This window comes from Pseudomonas sp. NFXW11 (assembly GCF_049887815.1).
Classification (GTDB): Bacteria; Pseudomonadota; Gammaproteobacteria; order Pseudomonadales; family Pseudomonadaceae; genus Aquipseudomonas.
Window position 1 is genome coordinate 12,556 of sequence record NZ_JAGEKI010000017.1, and the last position, 22,563, is coordinate 35,118.

The following is a 22,563-nucleotide window of genomic DNA, read 5'->3' on the forward strand; positions in this document are numbered from 1 at the left end:
CTTTCTCACCGCGTATGGCCAGGCGCCCTTGGCGTTCGCGAAAAATTCCGTTGACTTTGAAAACAGCCTGAGAATAGCATTTTACGTACCAAATGGTACGCACTTTTAAAATCACCGATAACAACAACTAAGCCACCCATAAAGGTCTGGCCTACAGCGTTCTGCTGCCTGACCAACTATAAGAAAAGAGGGCCACGATGAACTCCAAGGGCTATTCCCGCAGTACCTTCAAGGCGATCGGCAAGCCGCTGTCCGCCTCCCCACGAGCACCGCTGGCAACCTTGCTGGGCTTGGCGCTGGGCAGCGCCCCGGCCTGGGCCCTGGATCTTTCGCCAGCAGGCAGCGATGTGTCGGTGCGCCTGGATTCGACCCTGTCCTACGGGCAGCTGTGGCGCGTCCAGGGTGCTGACAAGAACAACGACGCGCTGAACCAGAATGATGGCAACCGCAACTTCGGCACCGGCACTGTTTCGCAAGTGTTCAAACTGACTTCCGACTTGGCGCTGAAGTATCGGAACTATGGCGCCCTGGTCCGCGGCAGCGGTTTCTACGATGCGCGGATCATGGACCGGCACACCGACTACGAGCGCCACAACCAGCCGCCCCAGCCCAGCCAGAACTACCCCCACGACAACCGCTTCAGCGACCAGACCCGAGACCACGCCGGCAGTGCCGTGCAACTGCTGGACGCCTATGTCTATGGCGACTGGCAGTTGCACGGGCACAACCTCTCGGCGCGGGTCGGGCGCCAGGTGTTCAACTGGGGCGAAGGCCTGTTCTACCGCGGCGGGATCAACACCACCAACCCGCTGAACGTAGCCCGCCTGCGCCTGCCAGGCTCGGAGATCAAGGAAGTGCTGGTGCCCCTGGAAAGCCTGAGCCTGAAGTTCGACCTCAGCGACAACCTCAGCAGCGAAGCCTTCTACCAGTGGAAATGGCAGGAGTCGCAGTACGATCCGGTGGGCAGCTTCTTCTCCGAATCCGACCTGTTCGTGCCCGGCAGCAACACCGCCTATGTCAACAACCCGGCCCTGGCCAGCGCGGCGTTCCAGAACCCGTACCGGGCCATCACCGGCGCCGGCCTGGGCGGCTACGGCGGCAACCCCTACCTGGATCGCCAGGGCACCTTCCAGGTGGCGCATATCGGCCGCGACCTGGCAGCTTCCGACAGCGGTCAGTTCGGCGTGGCCCTGCGCTACTTCGCCGAGTCGCTGAACGCCACCCAGTTCGGCGCCTACTTCGTCAACTACCACGCCAAGGACCCGATGATCGCCTCGTCCATGGCCGCCGGCCGGGCCAGCCCCGATGCCCTGACCGGTGCCCTGAGCAGCGGTGCCTTCAGCAGCTACGACGCCCTGCGCCGGGCCGCCGGGGGCAATCCGGCGCTGCGTCAGATGCTGGGGCTGGTCAATGGCCTGTCCAGTGTCGAACTGGGCCGGCTGACCACCGCCCAGCGCGAATACCCCGAGAACATCCAGATGTACGGCCTGAGCTTCAACACCTCGGTGGGCCAGGCTTCGGTGTTCGGCGAAGTGGCCTACCGGCCCAACCTGCCGATCGCCAAGGCAGCGCTCAACGACACGGTGTACGACAGCTTCGCCCAAGCCCCGCAGATTCTCGCCGGGCGCAGCGTGCTGGTGGCCGGGGAACAGGTGGGCATCGGCCGGCCGCTGCACAACTACGAACGGGTGGAAGCCTGGAACAGCTCCCTGGGCACCCTCTACAACTTTGGCCCGCAACTGTCTTTCGACAGCCTGCTGGGCACCCTGGAAGTGGCCGCCGAACAGGTGCGCGGCAGCAGCCTCAAGTACCGCGCCTTCGACGGCAGCATCCGTTACTACGCCGGGCGCGGGAACAAGGAATACAGCGCCGGCTTCGGCCGCGACCAGCAGATCGACCGCAACGCCTACGGCGCCACCCTGCTGTTGAGCGGCACCTGGAACGACCTGCTGGCCGGGGTCAATGTCTCGCCCTATGTGGTCTACAAGGACGACTTTCTCGGCAACTCCTATTCCGGCGGCAACTTCATCGAGGGCCGCAAGGCCTACACCCTTGGCGTGCGGGCCAGCTACCAGGCCTCGATCGAGGCCGAGCTGCAATACACCAGTTTCTACGGCGCCGGGCGCAGCAATGTCAGCCGCGACCGCGACAACCTCGGCCTGACCCTCAAATACTCCTTCTGACGAGAACCTCCATGCACAGACTCAACTCCCTGGTGGCCGGCCTCGGCCTTGCCGCCCTCTGCACCCTGTGCCTGGCCGCCGAGCCGGCCAGCCCTCTCAAGAACGCCGACGGCCAGCGCCTGACCCCCATCGGCGCGCAGCAGGCAGGCAATGCCGCCGGCAGCATTGGGCCCTGGGACGGCGGCCTGACCCAGGGCCCCGTCGGTTACAAGGAAGGCGCGCCCTACCTCGACCCGTTCGCCGCCGACCGCCCGCTGTTCACCATCGACAGCAAGAACCTGGAGCAGTACCGCGAACACCTGAGCCAGGGCCAGCTGGCACTGTTCAAGGCCTACCCCGAGACCTTCCGCATGCCGGTCTACCCGACCCGGCGCAGCGCCGCCGCACCGCAGTGGGTATACGACAACATTCGCCACAATGCCTTCAACGCCAAGCTGGGCGAAGGTGGCGCCATGGTCCACGGCGCCTATGGCGGAGTGCCCTTCCCGATGCCGCAGTCGGGGCTCGAAGCCCTGTGGAACCACATCCTCAAGTTCAACGGCACTTACCTGGAACGCAGCAGCGCCGACATCGCCGTGCAGCGTGACGGCAGCTTCGTGCCCAGCCTGCTGGACGTGCGCTACTACTCGCTCTACAACATCCCCGGCAAGGACGCCGCCAGCCTTGGCGACACCCTCTACTACTACCTGGGCATCGCCAAGGCCCCGGCACGCCTGGCCGGCGAGGCGGTGCTGATCCACGAACCGCTGAACCAGCTGGACAACCCGCGCCAGGCCTGGGGCTACAACCCCGGCCAGCGTCGGGTGCGGCGCGCGCCGACCGTCGCCTACGACAGCCCCATCGGCAGCGCCGACGGCCTGCGCACCGCCGACGACACCGACATGTTCAACGGCTCCCCCGACCGCTACGACTGGAAGCTGCTGGGCAAGCAGGAGCTGTACATCCCCTACAACAACTACCGGCTGCTGGACAAAGGCCTGAAGTACAGCGAGCTGCTGCGCCCGGGGCACCTGAACCCCGAACACGCCCGCTATGAACTGCATCGGGTGTGGGTGGTGGAAGGCAGCCTCAGGCCCGACGCCCGTCACCTGTACGGCAAACGCCGCTTCTACCTCGACGAGGACAGCTGGAGCATCGCCGTCGCCGATCAGTTCGACAGCCGTGGCGAACTGTGGCGGGTATCCATGGCCTACCTGGTGAACTACTACAACCTGCCGGCGGTGATGAGTGCGGTGGACGTGTTCCACGACCTGCAGTCACGCCGCTACCAGGCCCAGGGCCTGAGCAACGAGCAGCCCGAGGTGATCCGCTTCCTGCCGGCGCCCGGCGACGCCGGGATGTTCAAGCCCAACGACCTGCCGCGCCTGAGCGGGCGCTGAGCACCAGCGCGCCTGCGGGCCGCGCTTGCGGCCCGTCTCCCGTCATCCTTTGACCTGTTGAGTGTCGTGATGCACAAGAGCAACCGGCTGACCCTGTTCGGCACCGCCCTGGGCAACTTTTTCGAATGGCTGGACTTCACCCTATACGGGTTCTTCTCCACCGCCATCGCCTTGACCTTCTTTCCCCCGGGCAACCCGCAGCTGGCGCTGCTGGCCACCATCGGCGCCTTCGCCAGCGGCTTTATCACCCGGCCCCTGGGGGCCTACTGGATTGGCCGCTATGCCGACGCCAAGGGTCGCAAGGCCGCGCTGATCCTGACCTTCATGCTGATGGGCAGCGGCACCCTGCTGATCGCCGGTGCCCCGAGCCACGCCAGCGCCGGGCTGTTGGGTGCCCTGTGTGTGCTGCTGGGCCGACTGCTGCAGGGGCTGGCCGCCTCCGGCGAGTACGGCGCAGCAGCGGCCATGTTCATCGAGGTAGCGCCCAACGGCCGCAAGGGTCTGTACGGTAGCCTGTTTATTGTCTCCACCTACCTGGCTCTGGCCTGTGGCGCGCTACTGGCGGTGCTGATCTACAGCCTGCTGGGCACCGCGGCAGCCGAAAGCCATGGCTGGCGCCTAGCCTTCCTGATCGGCTTGTGCATCGTGCCCTTCGGCTTGTGGATTCGTGCCGGCATGGCCGAATCGCAGGCCTTCAGCCAGGCCCGCCTGCGTCAGCCACAGGCACCGGCGCGCATCGACTGGCAGGCGGTGCTGGTGGTGATCGGCCTGACCTCCCTGGGCACCTCGTCGCTGTACCTGTCGATGATCTTCATGCCGGCCTTCGCCAAGGCAGCCTTCGATATCGCCGTGCTGGACACCTCGATCGCCACCGCCCTGGCCTGCCTGATCGTCGCCGCCAGCGTGGTGCTCGGCGGTTACCTGAGCGACCGCCTGGGCCCCGGCCTACCCATGTATGGCGGCCTGGCGGTGAGCCTGCTGGGTGGCCTTCCGGCCTTCGGCGTGCTGCTGTGGCACCCCGGCCTGGGCAGCATCCTGCTGTTCCAGGGGGTCAACGGCGTGGGCCTGGGGCTGTTCGTCGGCGGCAGTTTCAGCAGCGTCTGCAGCCTGTTCCGTACCGGCCAGCGGGCCTTGGGACTGGGGCTGGGCTACAACCTCGGGGTGGCGTTATTCGGTGCCCTGGCACCGCTGGTGTCCACCGCCGCCCTGGGCTACGGCATCCATTACGCACCGGCCCTGTACCTGCTGCTGACTGCCCTGATCAGCATCGCCGCCAGCCGCGCCCTGCTCGGCCGTGCGCCTTCATCATCAACCTGCGAGACCCTGCCATGATCCAAGACCGTGAATACCTGGCGCGTCGACGCCGCCTGCAACAATTGCTGCTGCGCGAGGGCGCCCGGCACTTCGTGGCCACCGCCGCCGAAAGCATCTACTACCTGTGCGGGGCCAGCTTCGAGGCCCTGGAGCGGCCGTTCTTCATGATCCTGTCCAACTGTGGCGACCTGCACTTCATCGTCCCGCTGCTCGAACGCGAACACCTGAAGAAGGCCCGCGCCGTGGACCCGCAAGCCATCCACTGCTACCGCGACTACCCGGCCCCCGACGGCCAGTGCTGGCACTCGGCGCTGCTGGAGTACGGCAGCCTGGAGCCGGGGTTCATCTACGAGGCGTCCTGCCCCATGGCCCTGGCCCATGTACTGCAGGGGCTAGGCGGACGCCACCAGTGCCTGATCGAGCAGTTGCGCCTGGTCAAGAGTCCGGCCGAGATCCAGATGGTCCGCCGCGCCGCGCACTACGCCGACATGGGGGTACAGGAACTGTTCCGTCACTCCTATTACGGCGCCACCGTGGCCGAGGGTTTTGCCCGCAGCAGCCAGGTGATGCAGGCGATCATCCGCGAGACGCCAAACTGGGATGCCCTGGCCACCCGGGTGCTGATGGCCAGCTTCCCCGCGCCGCTGAGCGCCCAGCCACACTCGGTGCCGGCGGTGGACGACCGGTTGCTGGAGGGCCCCCATGTGACCCTGGTGCTGACCCGGGTCAATGGCTACGCCGCCGAGAGCGAACGCACCTATTTCACCGCGCCCCCCACCCGCACCGAGCGTCAGCTGTTCGAGTTGATGGTGCGCGCCCGCCAACTGGGCCTGAGCCTGCTGCGCCCCGGGCGCTCGTGTGCCGAGGTCGATGCCCGGGTCAACCAGTTCCTTGGCATTGAAGGCATGGCCACCCCCCACCGGCGCCTGCACCGTATCGGCCATGGTTTCGGCCTGGGCAACCACGAAGGTCCATGGTTGGCCGAAGGCTCGGAGGACGTGTTGGAGGCCGGCATGCTGGTGTCCATCGAACCGGGCCTGTACCTCGAAGGCCACGGCGGCTACCGGCACTCGGACACCGTATTGATCACCGACAACGGCCATGAACTGCTGACCCGCGCCCCCGGTATCGAAACGCCCCTGGTGCTGCGCCGGCGCAACTTCAAGCAGCGCCTGTTCGGCCATCTGGTGCGCCGCTCCCTGGGCATCGCCCGCGCATGAAGGCCGCCACCCTGGCCCTGTGGCTGTACCCACTGCTGGGGCTGGCGATGAACCTTCTGAGCCTGGCTCACCGCCGCCGCCATGGCCGTGGCCTGACCCCGGTGGCCCCCTGGGGCGGCATCGGCATGATGCTGCTGTACGTGGTCTGCCTGGGCCTGGGCCAATTGGGCCACTCGCTGGCCTTTCACCTGGGGCTGCTGCTGTGCCTGCCTCTGATCGGCTGGGGTGGCGTGCTGCGCCATCTGTGGCGGGTCGAACACCAGGGCTACGCCGGTGCGGGCAGCCGCCTGGCGGCCCTGGGCATCAACCTGTATGGCGTACTGGTCAGCCTCTGGGCCCTGGCCCAGTGAAACCCGGCAGCGGCCGCGGCTTGCGCCGATGCATTCATTTGCAGAATGAAGTTCAGAGGAACTTTCGTTTGTCAGCCCCAGGGGGCCCCAGCAGAATCCAGGCCACTGCGCACCTTCCACGCTTCGATCCACTGCCAGGGGAACCCTGTCCATGAGCAACCCGCACTTCGTCAGTCCTGACCTGATCCGCCAGGGATTCTCCCGGGCCATGTCGGATATGTACCGCGAGGAGGTGCCGCTGTATGGCGCCCTGATGACGCTGGTGGCCGAGGTCAACGCCCAGGTCCTGGAGCAGCAGCCAGCAATAGCCCGGCACTTGCACAATAGCGGCGAGCTGCAACGCCTGGACCTGGAGCGCCATGGCGCGATCCGCGTCGGCAGCGCCGCCGAGCTGGCAACTCTGGCCCGGCTGTTCGCGGTGATGGGCATGCAGCCGGTGGGCTACTACGACCTGACCCCGGCCGGGGTGCCGGTGCACTCCACGGCCTTTCGCGCGGTGCATGAACAGGCCCTGCAAGTCAGCCCGTTCCGGGTCTTCACCTCGCTGCTGCGCCTGGAACTGATCGATAACCCGGAACTGCGAGGCTTTGCCGAGCAGGTCCTGGCCCGGCGGCAGATCTTCACCCCCCAGGCGCTGGAGCTGATCGCACAGGCCGAGGCCGACGGCGGGCTGAACGCCGAAGATGCCGAAAACTTTATCCGCCAGGCCCTGGAAACCTTCCGCTGGCACCACCAGGCCACGGTCAGCGCCGCCCAGTACGCCAGCCTTAGCGCCCAGCACCGGCTGATCGCCGATGTGGTGGCGTTCAAGGGGCCGCATATCAACCACCTGACTCCGCGCACCCTGGATATCGATGAGGTGCAGCGCCGGATGCCGCTGCAGGGCATCACCCCCAAGGCGGTGATCGAGGGGCCGCCGCGCCGCGACTGCCCGATCCTGCTGCGCCAGACCAGCTTCAAGGCCCTGGACGAAGCCGTGGCCTTTACCGACCAGGAGCAAGGCCAGGGCAGCCACAGCGCGCGCTTCGGCGAGATCGAACAGCGCGGGGCGGCCCTCACACCCAAGGGCCGGGCGCTCTACGACCGCCTGCTGAACGCTGCCCGCGATGCCCTGGGCGACTTCCCCAACGAGGCCAATGCGGCCCGCTACAACCAACTGATGCAGGCGCATTTCGCCGAGTTCCCCGACAACCACGCCGCCATGCGCCAACAGGGCCTGGCCTACTTCCGCTACTTCGTCAGCGAGGCCGGGCTGGCGGCGCGCGGCCAGGCACAGCGCCCCACCCGCCTGGAAGACCTGCTGAGCGCCGGGCACCTGGTCTGCGAGCCCCTGGTCTACGAGGATTTCCTGCCGGTCAGCGCCGCCGGGATCTTCCAGTCCAACCTGGGGGACGACAGCCAGAGCCACTATGCCGGACACTCCAACCGCCAGGCCTTTGAAAGCGCCCTGGGCCGCCGCACCCTTGACGAGTTGCAACTCTACGCCAGCACCGAGCAACGCTCCCTGGAAGACTGCGCGCAACGCCTGGGCCTGCCCGCGCTCTGACGCCGCAACGGCAGTGGCCATGGCTCACTGCCGGCAGACAGATTCATCCCATGGCCAGGGAGCGGGCCCCCAGGCTATTCTGCGCTCCTTTGCGCCGCCCGCGCGGCGCGCAACCACCAGGGATGGACAGGGCACATGAAACTCGCAATCGGCCTGCTGCTGTGCGCCACACTGGCCACCGCCCCCGGCGCCCGGGCCACGGAAACCGTCAACGACATCACCCAGCTCAACCCCATTGTGGTGGACCAAGTGGCCCACCCCACTCGCCTGGAGCAGATCGTCCAGCTGGTGGCCGGCCATCCCGGGCCTATCGCCATCGGTGGCGGGCGCTACAGCATGGGCGGCCAGACCGCTACCGAACAGGCGCTGCAGATCGATATGCGCAGCTTCAACCAGGTGCTGGCCTTTTCCCCGGAGCGCAAGGAAATCACCCTGCAGCCCGGCATCACCTGGCGCGCGGTGCAAGAGTTCATCGACCCCCACGGGCTGTCGGTGAGCATCATGCAGAGCTACGCCAACTTCACCGTCGGCGGCGCCTTGAGCGTCAACGCCCATGGCCGCTACGTGGGTTACGGGCCACTGGTGAGTTCGGTGAAATCGATCAAGCTGGTGCTGGCCGACGGCCAAGTGGTCGAGGCCAGCCCGCAGCACAACGCCGAGCTGTTCTACGGCGCCATCGGCGGCTACGGCGGCTTGGGGGTGATAGTCGAAGCCACCCTGGCCCTGAGCGACAACGTGCGCCTGCTGCGCAGCGTCGAGGAAATGCCTGTCGAGCGCTACCGCGACTACTTCAACAGCCAGATCAAGGACCACCCCGGGGTGATCCTGCACAACGCCGTGCTCTACCCCGACCAGTACCAGACCCTGCGCGCCGTGTCCTACAGCCAGACCGAGCTGCCGGTCACCCTGCAGGAACGCCTGACACCCCTGGACCGCAACTACTGGAAAGAACAGAAGGCCATGAAAGTGGTGAGCCAGTGGCCCATGGGCAAGACCATCCGCCAGGACCTGATCGACCCGCTGGTGCTGAAAAAGCCCCAGGTGCTGTGGCGCAACCGCGAGGCCAGCCTCGATGTACGGGAGCTGGAGCCCGAGTCCCGGAGCAAGCGCACCTATGTGCTGCAGGAGTACTTCGTACCGCCACAGCAGCTGGAAAGCTTCGTCAAGGAAATGGGTAGCACGCTGCGGGCACACAAGGTCAATGTGATCAACCTGTCGATCCGCCACGCCAAGGCCGACCCGGGCACCCTGCTGGCCTGGGCCAAGACCGAGGTGTTCGCCCTGGTGCTGTACTACCAGCAAAGTACCGCGCCGGCCGAACGGCAGGAGGTGCGAACCTGGACCCGAGCCCTGGTGGACAGCGCCATCCACCACGGTGGCAGCTATTACCTGCCCTATCAGATCCACGCCACGCCCCAGCAGTTTCGCGCGGCCTATCCCCGGGCCGGGGAATTCTTCGCCCTCAAGGCCCGGGTCGACCCGCAGAACAAGTTTCGCAACAAGCTCTGGGACGCCTATGGCCCCGCGGCCCCCGGCGGCTAGCGCGCGGCGGCCTTGCTGGCGGCCAGCACCTTGCGCTGCTGCAGGTAAATCACCCCGTCGCCATCAAACGCCAGCACGTCGTCCGGGGTCAGGGCGGCGTCGCTCGGGTGGTGAACCCAGCCTTCACCCCACAGATCGCCGCTCTGATAGCGGACCTGCACAAAGTAATAGGGCGCCTCGGCGCGGGTGATCTCGACAAAATGCCCGCCGTCCGCAGCGCCTTGCCAGCGCGCCTCTGGATGCCCGGGAAGCACGGGCGGCGCGCTCGGGGAGAAGTCCATCAGCAGCAGGGCGCCAATCAGCAGCAGCAGGCTCAACCCGCCCATGATCGTCAGAAAGCGTTGCAACAGGATCAATCCAGGATCTCCATCAGCGTCCGTGACCCGGGGCAGCAAGCCCGGGCAGGCGGGCATTCTGTTGAAGGCCGGCCAACAGCGCAATAAAAACCACTGGCGACTTGCCAGCCGCCGGCACAAGCGCCAGGCTTGCCCGCCCCTGCCACCGTGCCAAGGAAGCCCCCCATGCGCATGACCCTGAGCGCCCTGCCCCTGGAACCCGCCGACTCATCCTGGGTAGCGTTCAGCTGCGCCTTCGGCAGCGGTCGCGGCCGGTGGCGCGGCTCGCCGACGCCGCTGGGCCAAGAGCAAGAGGTGGAGATCAGTGTCGACGATCAACTGCACTGGAACCGCGACCTCCGGCCCAGCAGCGCCAACACCCCGAGCCTGCAGTGGGAGCAGGACCAGCTGCGGATCTGCGGGCAATTGCTGCAGGTGGACGAAGATGGGGTCGCGGCCCTGGCCCTGGGCCCGTCGATCATTCTGCTGGCGCTGCAAGGCCGGCCCGAGCAGCTGCCGCTGTTCGTCGAGCTGTGCACCCGGCAGGTGCAGCTGTACCCGGTCGAGGTCTGAGGGGGCTTTGACTGAGGGGGGTTGCAACAGGCTGAAGCGGCGTGTGGCGCGGGATACGCCAGGTGGATCGACGGCTGCGACCCTTGAGGGGGTGTTCGCCCAGTGCTCTGGCCTTGGCAATCCTTGCACCGGTAAAGAGCCCTTGCACCGGGCGAACGAGAGGCATTCTAGTGCAACTGCAAAGGAAAATCCGTCGGCAGAATCTGAATAAAACTGTCCGCCCTGAACAACGGGGCTTTAGCGCTGAATCCATTCAGGCACATCACTCGATTCAATAGCCGGTCATCTCCAGATAACCGCTGCCGCCATGGCTGCCCTCGACCTGCACCGGCCCCTCCCAATAAGGAATGCTCAGCTTCATCCAGGCCTGGGCATTCAGCGCCCGGGTGTGAATATCCAGGCCCTTGTCGGGGATCTTCACACCCCAGGTGGTGGGCAGGCGCCGGCCCTCGACTTCGGAGTAGTCCTGCGCCGTCAGCTGGACCTGCCCCGGGCCCAGGTGCTGGGTACTGCCGTCGGCATTGATCCAGGTGCCGCTGATATAGGGCGCCCCGGCGCGTTCGCGAACCCGGAACAGCATCAGCCGCTCGCCGCTGTCCAGGTGCAGGGAAAACCAGTCCCAGCCACTCTGATCGGCGGCCAGGGGCTGGCTGCTCCATTCCCGATCAAGCCAGGCCGGGCCACTGACCTGATAGCGCTGGCCATCGATCTGCAACTCCCCGCTGGCCTGGAAAAACGGCTGGCTGTAGTAGTAGGAAGCCTGCCCCTGCTCGGACTTGCGGCTGTAGCCACCCTCGCCCTGCAGCACCAGCGGCCGCTGGCTGGTCAGTTGCAGGCGGTAGGCGAAACCCGGCCCGCTGGCCTGCACCTGCATCCGCGCCAGGGGGTCGCCAGCGCTGTCCTGGCTGCGCAGCTGCCAGTCATCGATCCAGGCCTGGAACGGCTGGCCGGTCACCCCGGCCTGGCCCACCCCGCCCCGGGCATAACGCTCGGCGGCGTGATGACTCTGGGCCGAAGTGGCCGCCGCATGGCCCAGCCACACCAGCGGCGCGCCCCAGCCCGGTTGCTCGGGCGCGGCCCGCAGGGCACTGCGAAACAGCGTCCACTGCACGCCGAAATGCCGGCCCTGGGCGTCGCTCAAATCGGCGGTGAGGTACCACCACTCGATGCGAAACCCATCATGGGCGGCGTGATCGGCGGGAAAGCTGAACACCCGCCCCGGCGTCACCTGGGTGAAAGCCGCCGCCTCGCTGCCCAGCCCGGCAAAGCCCTGGGGCGGCTCGGCGTCCTGTTCGCACCCGGCCATCAGGGCCAGAAGCAGCAACGCCAGGGCGCGGCGCAAGGCATCAGTCTTCATGGGCAAAGGTCCTCAACAGATCCGCCGGTTGCGCGCGGTACAAACGCAATAGCGGCCAGGCCGACGCCAGCAGGGTCGCCAGCATGGCCAGGCCCAGCAGTTGCAGAAGCTGCCCGGGAAACACCTGCAACGGCAGGCGCCAGCCGAAGGCCTGGACATTGATCACGCTGTCCAGGCACCAGGCCAGCAGGATGCCCAAGGGCAGCGCCAGTACCAGGGTCAGCAAGGCCAGCAGCCAGGTCTGGCCGAGGTTCAGCAGCATCAGCTGGCGCCGTCCCACCCCCAGGGCCCAGAGCGGCGCCAACTGGCCCAGGCGGCTCTGGCTCTGGGTCAGCAGGCTGATGAACAGCGCCACCCCGGACACCCCCAAGGTCAGGCTGTTGAGGGCCGCGGTGGCGGCGAAGGTGCGTTCGAACACCTGCTGCGACCAGCCCTTGAGCCGAGCCTGATCGATGATCCGGCTGTCATCCAGGGCAAAGCGCTGTTGCAGCGCGGCAATCATCCCGGGCATCGCCCCCGGCGCCAGGCTCAGGTTGAAACGGTTCGGTGCCAATTGCGGCCAGTGCTCCAGCAAATGCCCGGCATTCACCAGCAAGTGGCCCTTGGGATTGCCGTAGTCGGCATAGATCGCCACCACCCGGGGCGCCCACTGGCCTGTGGGCAGCGGCAGGCTCAGGCGGTCGCCGGGGCGCACCTTGAGGCGTCGGGCCAGCTGTTCGCTGAGCATCAGGGTGTCCTGGCGCGCCAGTTGCGCCCAGGGCTCGGCGCCGTCGCTTTCCAGCAAGGGCCAGTGCTGGCGATAGCTGGGATGGTCGATCACCCCGAACAGATCCGCCGGCCAGCCCTGCACCTGCAACGCCACCTGCCAGCTGGGCAGCACCGCCCGGACCTGCGCCTGTTGCGGCAGCCAGTCGAGCAGCTGTCGGGCCTGCTCCGAGCTCTGCGGGTTGACATACAACTCGGCGCTCAGGCGCTGCTCCAGCCAGTCGTTGAAGGTCTGGCGAAAACCCGCGGTCATGCTGCCGGCGCCAATGTTTGCCGCCAGCGCCAGCAGCAGCGCCATCAAGGCCAGGCTCAGGGCCGGCAATTGCTGGCGGCAGTCGGCCAGGAACCACTGCCCCAGCACGCCACGGCGGCGCCCCAGCAAGGCCCCGAGCACGGCATTGAGCAGCACCGGCAGGCCCAGGGCCGCCCCTAGCAGCAAGGCGGCCATCAGCGCAAAGCCGCTGGCCAAACTGTCGCCCCACTGCCAGGCGGCCAAGGCCAGCAGCAGCGCCAACCCGGCCACCAGGCCTTGACGACGCAGCCAGCGGGCATGGGCCTGGTGCCAGGCCTGGGGGTTGGCCAGGGCCAGCAGCGGCAGGCGTGCGGCGCGCAACAGGCTGGCGGCACCGGCCAGCAAGGCCCCCAGCAGGCTCAGGCCGACTCCGCTGAGCCACCACCCGGGGCTCAGGCTCAATTGCCCTGGCACCTCGGCACCGTACAAGCCGCGCAGGCTGGCGGCGACATCCGGCAGCAGCAACCCGGCCAGCAGGTAGCCGCTGACCACCCCGGCCACCCCACCCAGCAACGCCAGGGCGCCCAGTTCCAGGGTCAGGCTGAAGATCAGCAGCCGCGCGCTGACCCCGCAGGCGCGCAAGGTGCGCAGCAGGCCGCGACGCTGTTCCAGGGCCAGGCCGATGGCGGCATGCACGATAAACAGCCCGACCACGAAGGACAGCAGACCCAGGGCGTCCAGGTTCAGGTGAAAGCTTTCGGTCAGGCGCGCCAGGTTGTTTGCCGATTCCCCCGGATGCAGCACCAGTTGCCCCGCCAGTGCCTCCGGCAAGGGCGGCGGGGCGGCGGCAAAGTCCCTGGGCAGCAGCAGGCGGCTCAACTGCCCGGGCTGGTCGAGCACCTGCTGGGCAAAGCCGATGTCCATCAGCAACAGCCCCGGCGCCATGTCCGCCTGCACCTGCAATGGCGGCAGCAGCGCGCCATTGCTGGCCAAAGGTTGCTGGCCCTCACGGTAGCCGAGGCTGGCCAGGGTCTGCGGAGCGATCCAGGTACGCCCCGGCGGGCTGAAGAACTCCACGACCTGCTGCATAGCCAGGGCCTTGCCGGCCACCGCAGCGCCTTTGGGCAGGGACAGGGGCTCGATGCCCATCAGTTGCAGGCGTATATCGTCATGCCCCTGCAACTGCACCCGCCCCTGCAGCACCGGTGACACCGGCCAGCCGGCGCGGCGCAGGTCAACGAACCATTGCTGGGAAAAGCCCGCGCCATTGGCCGTGGCCAAACTGGCCTGGGGCTCGCCGCCAATCAGCTGGCTGGCCCGGGCATAGCTGTCCCGGGCCTGACTGTTGAGGGCCAGCACCCCGGTGAGCAAACTGGTGGCCAGCCACAGCCCGGTGAGCACACTGAAGAACTGCACCGGGTGCTGGCGCCAATGGCTCAACAATGCCTGCAAGGTGCCGCGCAGAACCCTCATCTCAGGCCCCGCCCGCTTCGGCCAGACGCCCCCGTTGCAGCACCACGCGCTGTTGCAGGCGGCTGGCCACGCGCTGGCTGTGGGTGACCATCAGCAAGCTGGTGGGGCTGTCGGCCAGCAGCTCCAGCAGCAGGTCCAGCACCTCGTCGCTGGTGGCCTCGTCGAGGCTGCCGGTGGGTTCATCCGCCAGCAACAGCCCAGGCCTTGCGGCCAGGGCCCGGCCCAGGGCGACCCGCTGCTGCTGGCCGCCGGACAACTGCTCCGGGTAGCGCCGCAGCACCTGCCCCAGACCCAGGCGCTCCACCAACTGCGCCTGCCAGCGCGGATCGAAGCGCCCGGCCAAGCGCGCCTGGAACCCCAGGTTGTCTTCCACCCGCAAGCTGCCAATCAGGTTGAACTGCTGGAACACCAGGCCCACCTCGGTACGCCGCCAGTTGGCCAGCTGCGCTTCGCTCATCTGCTGCAACTGCCGCTCGCCGATGCGGATAGTGCCGGCATCAACCCGATCCAGCCCGGCCACCAGGTGCAGCAAGGTGCTCTTGCCACTGCCGGATTCGCCCATCAGCGCCAGGCTGCTGCCCTGCTCCAGGTGCAAATCGACACCCTGCAGCACCGCCAGCGGCCCCTGGGGCGTGGCGTAGCTCTTGAACACTCCTTGTACCTGCAGCATGGCGTGGCTCGTCCGACCGAAGAGGGCTCAAGGATAACCCGTGTCGCCCATGGCCGCGCTGCCCCTATCGGCCCGGCGCCGCGAACTATAGTATTGCCCCCCTTTTCCCTCATCGCAGGACGCACAGATGAATTTCACCCAGGCTCAGTTGACCTACCGGCTGGCTATCGCCGCAGGCTCACTGCTGTTCAGCGGCGCCCTGATCTCGACTTTTTTCTCCACCCTGAAAATGCTCCATTGGCGCCTGGACAGCTACACCGCCATGGCCTCGGTGATCAACCGGCCGATCGATGCCTTTATCTCCACGGTCAACGCCAACACCCAGCCGCTGAACTGGTTCTGGGACAACAGCCCGACCCCGAGCTTTCTCGACCTGAGCTACTCGTCCCACTGGAAATTCCTGCTGATCTACCTGCTGATCTTCGTCGGCGCCGCGCTGTTCGCCTGGGGCCGCAGCCTGATGCGCCTGGTGGAGCAGGTCGAGCCGCAGATCCAGGCCCGGCTCAATGCCCCGGTGGAGGAAGGGGTTGCGGCCATGACCCTGCAGCAACTGGAAGAGTCGACCCCGGTGGGCCCCCTGCCCTCGATCCGTACCCAGGCCCGCCTGCTTAGCCTATGGCCCCTGAGCATCGCCGCGGTGTATCTGGTTCTACTGTGGATGCTGCACATCATCTGAGCCCGATGCAGGCTGATCGAGCAGCCCATCGGCCACCGGGTACTTGACCACCACCCGGTTGCGGTACAGGCATTCGCGCTGCAGCAACTCGGGGGTCTGGCCCTTGCTGCTGATATCGCGCCAGATCTGGTTCTCGCGGTACACCCGGCCCCCCTCGCGAACGAACCTGTGGGCCTGCTGGTAGACGTGATAGCGATGCTGGCGCGGCTGCTCGCAGAGCAGCTCGCCCTCCAGCTGCTGCGCGCCGACCTGCAGCTTGAGCTGCAAGGTCTGCGGCCCGGGGTTGTAGAGCACCAGGTCGATGTAGTTGTAGAAAATCGCCGCACCGGAACCGAAGGGCAGCACCCGGCCCTCGTCGGGGAACGGGTCGAAGCTGTGGTTGGCCCGTTCCACCACTTGCAGCGGCGAGTGGATCGCCATCCAGTGGATCAGGTTGCTCAGTTGGCAGATGCCGCCGCCAATGCCGCTGCGGGCCTCGCCGAACGACAGCTCCATGCCCTCGACAAAACCCCGCGCGCGAGTGGGCCGGCCCACCAGCTTGCAGAAGGAAAAATACTCCCCGGAGGCAATGCGCACGCCATCGATGCAGGCCACCGCCAGCCTGAGGTTGATCACCTTGTTGTGCTGCAGCGCCAGGTCGGAGTCGCCCAGGGTGCGGATCAGTTTCGAGGTGTGCTTGATCAGCCGATGGGGCAAGCGCGGGCTGCCGGCTTCGGGGCGCGCATAACGGCGCGTGGAAAAACGCCAGGCCAGGTGGCGCGCCAGGCGTTTCTGGCGCACCCGCAGCCAGTACAGCAGCGGGTGATACGACGACAGGGGTTTCATCGGGGCCGGCTTCGTCCTTGAAAAAATGCCGGCATCTTAGCCACAACGCCAGGGCCGCACTAGCCCAGCAACTGGCTGAGCACCGCCCGCAGCTTGCCCGGTTTCAGCGGTTTGTTGAGCAGTGGTGCCCCCAGTTGCTGCAAGGCACGGCGGCACTGGTCGCTGCGGTCGGCGGTGATGATCACCGCCGGCACTGGCAGTTGGAAATGCTCCCGCAGTTGCTTGACCACCTGGCAGCCGGTGACCCCGTGATCCAGGTGGAAGTCCGCCAGGATCAGCTCCGGCGCCCGACCCTGGAGCACCTCCAGGGCCGCCGCCTGGTCGGTGGCGGTGAGCACCTCGCAGCCCCACTGGCCCAGCAGCGCGGCCATGCTTTGCAAAATACTCAGCTCGTTATCCAGCACCAGCAGGCGCCGCCCCGGCAGCGGGTTGCCGGTGCTCGGCTGCGGCGCCTGCTGGCTCAGGGGCAAGGGCACCCGGGCCGCCAGGGGCACCTCGATGCTGAAGCGCGAACCGTGCCCGGGTCGCGATGCCACCTGCACCCGATAACCGAGGATCTTGGCGATGCGCTCGACAATCGCCAACCCTAGGCCCACGCCTTTGCGGTCGGCGGCACGCCCTACATCCAGCTGGTTGAATTCCAGGAAGATCGACTGCAAGCGGTCAGCGGCGATACCCCGCCCGCTGTCCCAGACCTCCAGCCGCAGCTGGTCACCGCGGCGCCGTGCGGCCAGCAGGATGCTGCCGCGTTCGGTGTAGCGACAGGCGTTGCTGAGGAAATTGCGCAGAATGCGGGTCATCAGCCGCAGGTCGGTGAACAGGGCAAAATCGCCGAAGCGCACCCGCAACCCCAGCCCCGCAGCCTCGGCCACCGACTGGAACTCGGACACCAGCGGCGCAAGCATTTCATCCAGGCGGTACACCGCCAGGTCCGGCTTGACCGCTGCCTGGTCCAACTTGGAGATATCCAGCAGATCGGTGAGCAGGTCCTCGGCGCCTTCCAGGGCCTGATGGGTGCGCTCCACCAGCAATTGCTCGGGGGCCGGCAGGCGCCGTTCGCGCAGGGTGGAAATCAGCAGCCGTGCGGCATTCAAGGGTTGCAGCAGGTCGTGGCTGGCGGCGGCCAGGTATTTGTCCTTGCTGCGGTTGGCGGCCTCGGCGGCGTCCCGGGCTTCGCGCAGGTCGCGCTCGATGCGCTCGCGGCGAGCGATCTGCTGCTGCAGGTTGCGGTTGGCCTCCAGCAGCTCGTCGGTGCGCGCTGCCACCCGCTGCTCCAGCTGGTCGTTGAGCTGCTCCAGGCGCTGCTGGGCCAGCTTGCGTTCGGTGATATCGGCCACGAAGCCTTCCACCAGCCCATCCTGGTCAGGCTTGAGCAGCAGGTTCATCAGCACATCGATGCTGCTGCCATCCTTGCGGCGCAATTGGGTTTCATAACCCAGCAGGCTGCGCTGGCTCTGCAACTGCTCGCCGATGGCCGCCAGCTCCACAGCGCCGCCAACGAACAGGTTGCCCGCCAGGTCGGCCAGGGAAAACAGCACTTCCTGCGGGTCCTGGTAACCCAGCATGCGCGCCAGGGCCGGGTTGGCCGCGCGCATGCCGGCCTGCAGGCTGGCCTGGAAGATGCCGTGCACCGCGTGTTCGAACAGCCACTTGTAGCGGTTGCGCTCGGTTTCCAGGTCTTCCAGGCGCGCCGCCAGTTCCGGGTAATGGCTCTTGCGCGCCGAGTGATTGCCCAGGCCCAGGAGCCCGGCCAGGGCCCGTTGCTGCTCGTCAGAGGGCTTCGCCATACACCACCTCGACATCCCGCTGGCTGGATTCGCGAGGGTTGGTGAGGATGCACGGATCGTCCATCGCATGCTGCGAGAGGAAGGGAATATCGCTGCTGCTGACCCCATGCAAACCCAGGGTCTCGTGGAAGCCGATGGCGTGCTTGAGGGCGATCAGGTGCTCCACCAGGCGCCCGCAGATCTGCCGCTGGTTGAGCCCGCGGCAGTCGATGCCGAAGGTCTCGGCAATCACCTTGAAACGCTCCGGCGCCGAGCTGTAGTTGAAGGCCACCACATGCTCCACCAGCACCGCGTTGCACAAGCCGTGGGGCAGGTCGAGAAAGCCCCCCAGGCTGTGGGACATGGCATGCACCGCACCGAGAATCGCATTGGAGAACGCCAGCCCGGCCTGCATGCTGCCGAGCATGATCTTCTCCCGCAGGGCGATGTCCCCGGGGTTGGCGATCATCTGCACCAGGTTGCCGTTGATCAGGCGCATGGCCTCCAGGGCGTGGGGGTCGGTGAGCGGCCCGTGGCCGGTGGAAACGAAAGCCTCGATGGCGTGCACCAGGGCGTCGATGCCGGTGCAGGCGGACAGGAACGGGTCCATGCCCTGGGTGGTTTCCGGGTCGATCAGCGACACGTCCGGCACCACCGCCTTGCTGACGATGGAGAACTTCATCCGTTCCTGCTGGTTGGAGATGATCACGAACTGCGAGACATCCGCCGAGGTGCCGGCGGTGGTGGGAATCATGATCAATGGCGGGCTGGGCATGCTGATCATGTCCACCCCTTCGAACTCCAGGATGCTGCGCCCGTGAGCCACCACGATGCCGATGCCCTTGCCGCAATCCATGGGGCTGCCGCCACCGATGGCGACTATCACGTCGCAGGCGTTTTCCCGATAGACCTCGGCGCCCAGCATCACCTCCTCCACCCGCGGGTTCGGCGACACCGCGCTGTACAGGCAGTACTCCACACCCTGGGCCAGCAGGCTGGCCTCGACATCGGCGACCCAACCGGCGGCGATCACCCCAGGGTCGCTGACCAGCAGCACCTTGCGTGCACCAAAGGTCTTCGCATAGTTGCCGACGTTATGCCGGCAACCGGCACCAAAGATGATTTCCGGGGACACGAACTTGCGCAGCAGACTGAGATTCTGGCTCATGGGGGCAGCCTGTTTTCTTATTGTTCTGGAACAAGAACGCCAGCCTAAAGCATCCCGCCATGAATGCAATCCGACCATCGGCGGGCGCCGATCTCGCGGCCTGTTGCACCTGTAGGAGCTGGCTTGCCAGCGAAGGCGATCTCGCGGGCCTCTTCGCTGGCAAGCCAGCTCCTACGATCGAGATCGAGATTGGGGTCGAGATCAGAGGTGAATATCCATGCCATCGAACGCCACTTCGATGCCGCGCCGGGTCAGTTCGGCACGCTCGGCGGAGTCTTCGTCGAGGATCGGGTTGGTGTTGTTGATATGGATCAGCACCTTGCGCGCCCGGGGAAAACGCTCCAGCACCTCGAGCATACCGCCAGGACCGCTTTGCGCCAGGTGGCCCATCTCGCTGCCCAGCTTGTCGCCCACGCCACAGGCTTGCAGCTCGTCGTCACGCCACAGGGTGCCGTCCAGCAGCAGGCAATCGGCGAGGGCCATCCACGCCAGCAAGGCCTCGTCCACCTGCCCCAGCCCCGGTGCGTAGAACAACCGCCCGCCTGTGCGCCGGTCCTCGATAAACAGGCCGATATTGTCCCCCGGGTGCGGGTTGCCACGGTGGGGCGAATACGGCGGCGCGCTGCTGCGCAAGGCAATCGCTCGCAGGGCGATATCCGGGCAGGCCGGCAGGCTGAATGCCCGGCCATCGAGGTGGATCGGCTGCCACTGCAGGCCGCCATTCCAGTGGCTGAGCATGTTGAACAAGGGGAAGCCGCTGCTCAAGTCCTGGTGGACCATTTCGCTGCACCAGACCTGATGCGGGCACCCCTCGCGCAGGCTCAGCAGGCCAGTGCAATGGTCGATCTGGCTGTCCAGCAGAATCACCCCGGCCAGGGCCGTGTCCCGTAGCTGCCGTGCCGGTTGCAGCACGGGGAAGGATTCCAGTTGCGCGCGAATGTCCGGCGAGGCATTGCACAGGATCCAGTCGCCGCCCTGGTCGCTCAGGGCGATGGACGACTGGCTGCGGCGCCGGGCCCGCAGGCTGCCGTTGCGCACCCCGGCGCAGTTACGGCAGTTGCAGTTCCACTGAGGGAAACCGCCCCCGGCGGCGGAACCGAGAATACGGATATGCATGCACTGCTCCCCGAAGGCACAAAGCTCCGGCCAGTATCAGCCACCGACCGGAGCGAGACGGATCAACGATTGGCGAAGTACATGGTCACTTCAAAACCAATGCGCAGATCGGTGTACGCGGGTTTATGCCACATGGGGTCACTCCTCTTCTTCTGCCGGGCGATTCCGGTAGGGGCATTAAGGCACGGGGGGCGACGGGGCCGAATGCTACTTTGGAACGAATTAGCGGGGGAGAAAGGAGGAGCAACGGAGGAGCAGCGGCAAGCTTCAAGCTATAAGCGACAAGGAGCAGCAAGAGAGCAGCTGCAAGCTTCAAGCTGTAAGCAGCAAGAACCAGCAGGAGCAAAAGCAAACAAAAGGAGAGCAGCGGCAAGCTTGAAGCTTGTGGCTTGAAGCTTGCCGCTGCTGTTCTCTCCCTTAGAAGAAGCCCAGGGGGTTGATGTCGTAGCTCACCAGCAGGTTCTTGGTCTGCTGGTAGTGGTCGAGCATCATCTTGTGGGTTTCACGGCCGACGCCGGATTTCTTGTAGCCACCGAACGCGGCGTGGGCCGGGTACAGGTGGTAGCAGTTGGTCCACACGCGCCCGGCCTTGATCGCCCGACCCATGCGGTAGGCGCGGTTGATGTCGCGGGTCCAGAGCCCGGCGCCCAGGCCGAACTCACTGTCGTTGGCAATCGCCAGGGCCTCGGCTTCGTCCTTGAAGGTGGTTACGCCCACCACCGGGCCGAAGATCTCTTCCTGGAACACGCGCATCTTGTTGTGGCCCTTGAGCAGGGTCGGCTGGATGTAGTAACCGCTGGCCAGATCGCCCTCCAGGCGCTCGGCAGCACCGCCGGTGAGCAGTTCGGCGCCCTCCTCCCGGGCGATCTGCAGGTAGGAGAGTATCTTCTCGTACTGCTGCTGGGAGGCCTGGGCGCCGACCATGGTCTCGGTGTCCAGGGGGTTGCCGCGCTTGATCTTGACGATCTTCTTCATCACCTCGGCCATGAAGGGTTCGTAGATCGATTCCTGCACCAGGGCCCGAGATGGGCAGGTGCAGACTTCACCCTGGTTGAAGAACGCCAGTACCAGGCCTTCGGCGGCCTTTTCGATGAACTGCGGCTCGGCCTGCATGATGTCTTCGAAGAAGATGTTCGGCGACTTGCCGCCCAGCTCCACGGTGGACGGAATGATGTTCTCGGCGGCGCATTTCATGATGTGCGAGCCCACCGGAGTGGAGCCGGTGAAGGCGATCTTGGCGATGCGCTTGCTGGTGGCCAGGGCCTCGCCGGCCTCGCGGCCAAAGCCCTGGACGATGTTCAGCACCCCGGCCGGCAGCAGGTCGGCGATCAGCTCGGCGAACACCATGATCGACAGCGGCGTCTGCTCGGCGGGCTTGAGCACCACGCAGTTGCCGGCGGCCAGGGCCGGGGCCAGCTTCCAGGCGGCCATCAGCAGCGGGAAGTTCCAGGGGATGATCTGCCCCACCACCCCCAGCGGCTCGTGGAAATGGTAGGCGGTGGTGTGTTCGTTGATCTCGGCGGCGCCGCCTTCCTGGGCGCGGATGCAGCCGGCGAAATAGCGGAAGTGGTCGGCGGCCAGGGGCACGTCGGCGTTGAGGGTTTCGCGCACCGCCTTGCCGTTGTCCCAGGTCTCGCTGATGGCGAGCACTTCCAGATTCTGCTCGATGCGCTCGGCAATCTTCAGCAGTACCCGCGAACGCTCCTGGGCTGAAGTCTTGCCCCAGGCCTCGGCCGCGGCATGGGCGGCATCCAGGGCCAGGTCGATATCCGCGGCGCTGGAACGGGGGAATTCGGCGATCACTTCACCGTTCACCGGCGAGCTGTTGCTGAAGTACTGGCCATCCACCGGTGGCACGAACTGCCCACCAATGAAATTGCCGTAGCGTGGCTTGAAGGAGACAACGGCGCCTGGGGTTCCGGGTTGTGCGTAGATCATGCTGAGCCTCTGCTGGTCGAGGCCTGTCCGACGACAGGCGATAAACCGATGGTAGAGAGCCCCGCCTGCCGGACGAATGCATCGAAGGCAGGAAGGGGCTCGTCATTTGGTCGTAGAAGCGGACTCAAGCTGCAA

At 66.4% G+C, this 22,563-nt stretch carries 19 protein-coding genes; 9 read left to right on the forward strand and 10 right to left on the reverse strand.

Translation table 11 applies throughout. The annotated features are described in order from the left end of the window. Positions 1-197 precede the first annotated feature (197 nt). The 7 genes from J4P02_RS23320 to J4P02_RS23350 all read left to right on the forward strand — a co-directional run bounded on the left by J4P02_RS23320 (position 198) and on the right by J4P02_RS23350 (position 9,534). Positions 198-2,183: a DUF1302 domain-containing protein gene (locus J4P02_RS23320; RefSeq protein ID WP_426194678.1), complete on the forward strand. Its 1,986-nt coding sequence runs from the start codon at positions 198-200 to the stop codon at positions 2,181-2,183. An 11-nt stretch (positions 2,184-2,194) separates the two neighbouring features. Then, complete coding sequence (locus tag J4P02_RS23325; RefSeq protein WP_426194680.1) at positions 2,195-3,562, forward strand: DUF1329 domain-containing protein; 1,368 nt, start codon at positions 2,195-2,197, stop codon at positions 3,560-3,562. Between the two features lie 69 nt (positions 3,563-3,631). After that, complete coding sequence (locus J4P02_RS23330) at positions 3,632-4,894, forward strand: MFS transporter (RefSeq protein ID WP_426194682.1); 1,263 nt, start codon at positions 3,632-3,634, stop codon at positions 4,892-4,894. Then, a complete protein-coding gene (locus J4P02_RS23335) occupies positions 4,891-6,096 on the forward strand; it encodes a M24 family metallopeptidase (protein WP_426194684.1) in 1,206 nt (401 codons plus the stop codon). The genes J4P02_RS23330 and J4P02_RS23335 overlap by 4 nt, the downstream gene beginning before the upstream one ends. After that, positions 6,093-6,446: a hypothetical protein gene (locus tag J4P02_RS23340; RefSeq protein WP_426194686.1), complete on the forward strand. Its 354-nt coding sequence runs from the start codon at positions 6,093-6,095 to the stop codon at positions 6,444-6,446. Before J4P02_RS23335 ends, J4P02_RS23340 begins: the two co-directional genes overlap by 4 nt. A gap of 151 nt (positions 6,447-6,597) precedes the next feature. After that, the gene (hglS, locus tag J4P02_RS23345) at positions 6,598-7,992 is read left to right on the forward strand and encodes a 2-oxoadipate dioxygenase/decarboxylase HglS (protein WP_426194688.1); all 1,395 of its coding nucleotides are present in this window, start codon (positions 6,598-6,600) and stop codon (positions 7,990-7,992) included. Between the two features lie 135 nt (positions 7,993-8,127). Beyond that, entirely contained in the window at positions 8,128-9,534 is a 1,407-nt protein-coding gene (locus tag J4P02_RS23350) for an FAD-binding oxidoreductase (protein ID WP_426194690.1), read from the forward strand. Here the strand turns inward: J4P02_RS23350 and J4P02_RS23355 are convergent. Beyond that, a complete protein-coding gene (locus tag J4P02_RS23355; protein WP_426194692.1) occupies positions 9,531-9,890 on the reverse strand; it encodes a hypothetical protein in 360 nt (119 codons plus the stop codon). The genes J4P02_RS23350 and J4P02_RS23355 overlap by 4 nt on opposite strands. A gap of 165 nt (positions 9,891-10,055) precedes the next feature. On the opposite strand from J4P02_RS23355, the gene J4P02_RS23360 reads away from it, so the two are divergent. Further along, complete coding sequence (locus J4P02_RS23360) at positions 10,056-10,442, forward strand: hypothetical protein (protein WP_426194694.1); 387 nt, start codon at positions 10,056-10,058, stop codon at positions 10,440-10,442. A 271-nt stretch (positions 10,443-10,713) separates the two neighbouring features. On the opposite strand, the gene J4P02_RS23365 is transcribed toward J4P02_RS23360, so the two are convergent. Genes J4P02_RS23365 through J4P02_RS23375 form a run of 3 tightly spaced genes read right to left on the reverse strand, consistent with a single transcriptional unit; the run spans position 10,714 to position 14,939 of the window. Continuing rightward, positions 10,714-11,799, reverse strand: coding sequence for a lipocalin-like domain-containing protein (locus J4P02_RS23365; RefSeq protein ID WP_426194696.1), 1,086 nt, complete (start codon positions 11,797-11,799; stop codon positions 10,714-10,716). After that, positions 11,789-14,269, reverse strand: a complete 2,481-nt coding sequence (locus tag J4P02_RS23370; protein WP_426194698.1) for an ABC transporter permease — start codon at positions 14,267-14,269, stop codon at positions 11,789-11,791. Before J4P02_RS23370 ends, J4P02_RS23365 begins: the two co-directional genes overlap by 11 nt. A gap of 1 nt (position 14,270) precedes the next feature. After that, a complete protein-coding gene (locus J4P02_RS23375; RefSeq protein ID WP_426194700.1) occupies positions 14,271-14,939 on the reverse strand; it encodes an ABC transporter ATP-binding protein in 669 nt (222 codons plus the stop codon). Between the two features lie 127 nt (positions 14,940-15,066). On the opposite strand from J4P02_RS23375, the gene J4P02_RS23380 reads away from it, so the two are divergent. Continuing rightward, positions 15,067-15,615: a YniB family protein gene (locus J4P02_RS23380; protein WP_426194702.1), complete on the forward strand. Its 549-nt coding sequence runs from the start codon at positions 15,067-15,069 to the stop codon at positions 15,613-15,615. Here the strand turns inward: J4P02_RS23380 and J4P02_RS23385 are convergent. The 6 genes from J4P02_RS23385 to exaC all read right to left on the reverse strand — a co-directional run bounded on the left by J4P02_RS23385 (position 15,589) and on the right by exaC (position 22,428). Then, positions 15,589-16,440 (reverse strand): VanW family protein, encoded by an 852-nt coding sequence (locus tag J4P02_RS23385; protein WP_426194704.1) that lies wholly within the window; start codon positions 16,438-16,440, stop codon positions 15,589-15,591. The two genes, J4P02_RS23380 and J4P02_RS23385, sit on opposite strands and share 27 nt — an antisense overlap. 59 nt (positions 16,441-16,499) lie before the next feature. Next, positions 16,500-18,227 (reverse strand): PAS domain-containing hybrid sensor histidine kinase/response regulator, encoded by a 1,728-nt coding sequence (locus J4P02_RS23390; RefSeq protein ID WP_426194706.1) that lies wholly within the window; start codon positions 18,225-18,227, stop codon positions 16,500-16,502. After that, a complete protein-coding gene (gene ercA / locus J4P02_RS23395; RefSeq protein ID WP_426194709.1) occupies positions 18,211-19,374 on the reverse strand; it encodes an alcohol dehydrogenase-like regulatory protein ErcA in 1,164 nt (387 codons plus the stop codon). Before ercA ends, J4P02_RS23390 begins: the two co-directional genes overlap by 17 nt. A gap of 201 nt (positions 19,375-19,575) precedes the next feature. Beyond that, positions 19,576-20,490, reverse strand: coding sequence for a pyrroloquinoline quinone biosynthesis protein PqqB (pqqB, locus tag J4P02_RS23400; RefSeq protein ID WP_426194711.1), 915 nt, complete (start codon positions 20,488-20,490; stop codon positions 19,576-19,578). A 62-nt stretch (positions 20,491-20,552) separates the two neighbouring features. After that, the gene (pqqA, locus tag J4P02_RS23405; RefSeq protein ID WP_011060521.1) at positions 20,553-20,624 is read right to left on the reverse strand and encodes a pyrroloquinoline quinone precursor peptide PqqA; all 72 of its coding nucleotides are present in this window, start codon (positions 20,622-20,624) and stop codon (positions 20,553-20,555) included. 283 nt (positions 20,625-20,907) lie between these two features. Next, a complete protein-coding gene (gene exaC, locus J4P02_RS23410; protein ID WP_426194713.1) occupies positions 20,908-22,428 on the reverse strand; it encodes an acetaldehyde dehydrogenase ExaC in 1,521 nt (506 codons plus the stop codon). Between the last annotated feature and the right edge of the window lie 135 nt (positions 22,429-22,563).

Coding starts and splice junctions, on each gene's coding strand:
- J4P02_RS23320 (WP_426194678.1), top strand. CDS start 198: ATGAACTCCAAGGGCTATTCCCGCAGTACCTTCAAGGCGATCGGCAAG.
- J4P02_RS23325 (WP_426194680.1), top strand. CDS start 2,195: ATGCACAGACTCAACTCCCTGGTGGCCGGCCTCGGCCTTGCCGCCCTC.
- J4P02_RS23330 (WP_426194682.1), top strand. CDS start 3,632: ATGCACAAGAGCAACCGGCTGACCCTGTTCGGCACCGCCCTGGGCAAC.
- J4P02_RS23335 (WP_426194684.1), top strand. CDS start 4,891: ATGATCCAAGACCGTGAATACCTGGCGCGTCGACGCCGCCTGCAACAA.
- J4P02_RS23340 (WP_426194686.1), top strand. CDS start 6,093: ATGAAGGCCGCCACCCTGGCCCTGTGGCTGTACCCACTGCTGGGGCTG.
- hglS (WP_426194688.1), top strand. CDS start 6,598: ATGAGCAACCCGCACTTCGTCAGTCCTGACCTGATCCGCCAGGGATTC.
- J4P02_RS23350 (WP_426194690.1), top strand. CDS start 8,128: ATGAAACTCGCAATCGGCCTGCTGCTGTGCGCCACACTGGCCACCGCC.
- J4P02_RS23360 (WP_426194694.1), top strand. CDS start 10,056: ATGCGCATGACCCTGAGCGCCCTGCCCCTGGAACCCGCCGACTCATCC.
- J4P02_RS23365 (WP_426194696.1), bottom strand. CDS start 11,799: ATGAAGACTGATGCCTTGCGCCGCGCCCTGGCGTTGCTGCTTCTGGCC.
- J4P02_RS23370 (WP_426194698.1), bottom strand. CDS start 14,269: ATGAGGGTTCTGCGCGGCACCTTGCAGGCATTGTTGAGCCATTGGCGC.
- J4P02_RS23375 (WP_426194700.1), bottom strand. CDS start 14,939: ATGCTGCAGGTACAAGGAGTGTTCAAGAGCTACGCCACGCCCCAGGGG.
- J4P02_RS23380 (WP_426194702.1), top strand. CDS start 15,067: ATGAATTTCACCCAGGCTCAGTTGACCTACCGGCTGGCTATCGCCGCA.
- J4P02_RS23385 (WP_426194704.1), bottom strand. CDS start 16,440: ATGAAACCCCTGTCGTCGTATCACCCGCTGCTGTACTGGCTGCGGGTG.
- J4P02_RS23390 (WP_426194706.1), bottom strand. CDS start 18,227: ATGGCGAAGCCCTCTGACGAGCAGCAACGGGCCCTGGCCGGGCTCCTG.
- ercA (WP_426194709.1), bottom strand. CDS start 19,374: ATGAGCCAGAATCTCAGTCTGCTGCGCAAGTTCGTGTCCCCGGAAATC.
- pqqB (WP_426194711.1), bottom strand. CDS start 20,490: ATGCATATCCGTATTCTCGGTTCCGCCGCCGGGGGCGGTTTCCCTCAG.
- exaC (WP_426194713.1), bottom strand. CDS start 22,428: ATGATCTACGCACAACCCGGAACCCCAGGCGCCGTTGTCTCCTTCAAG.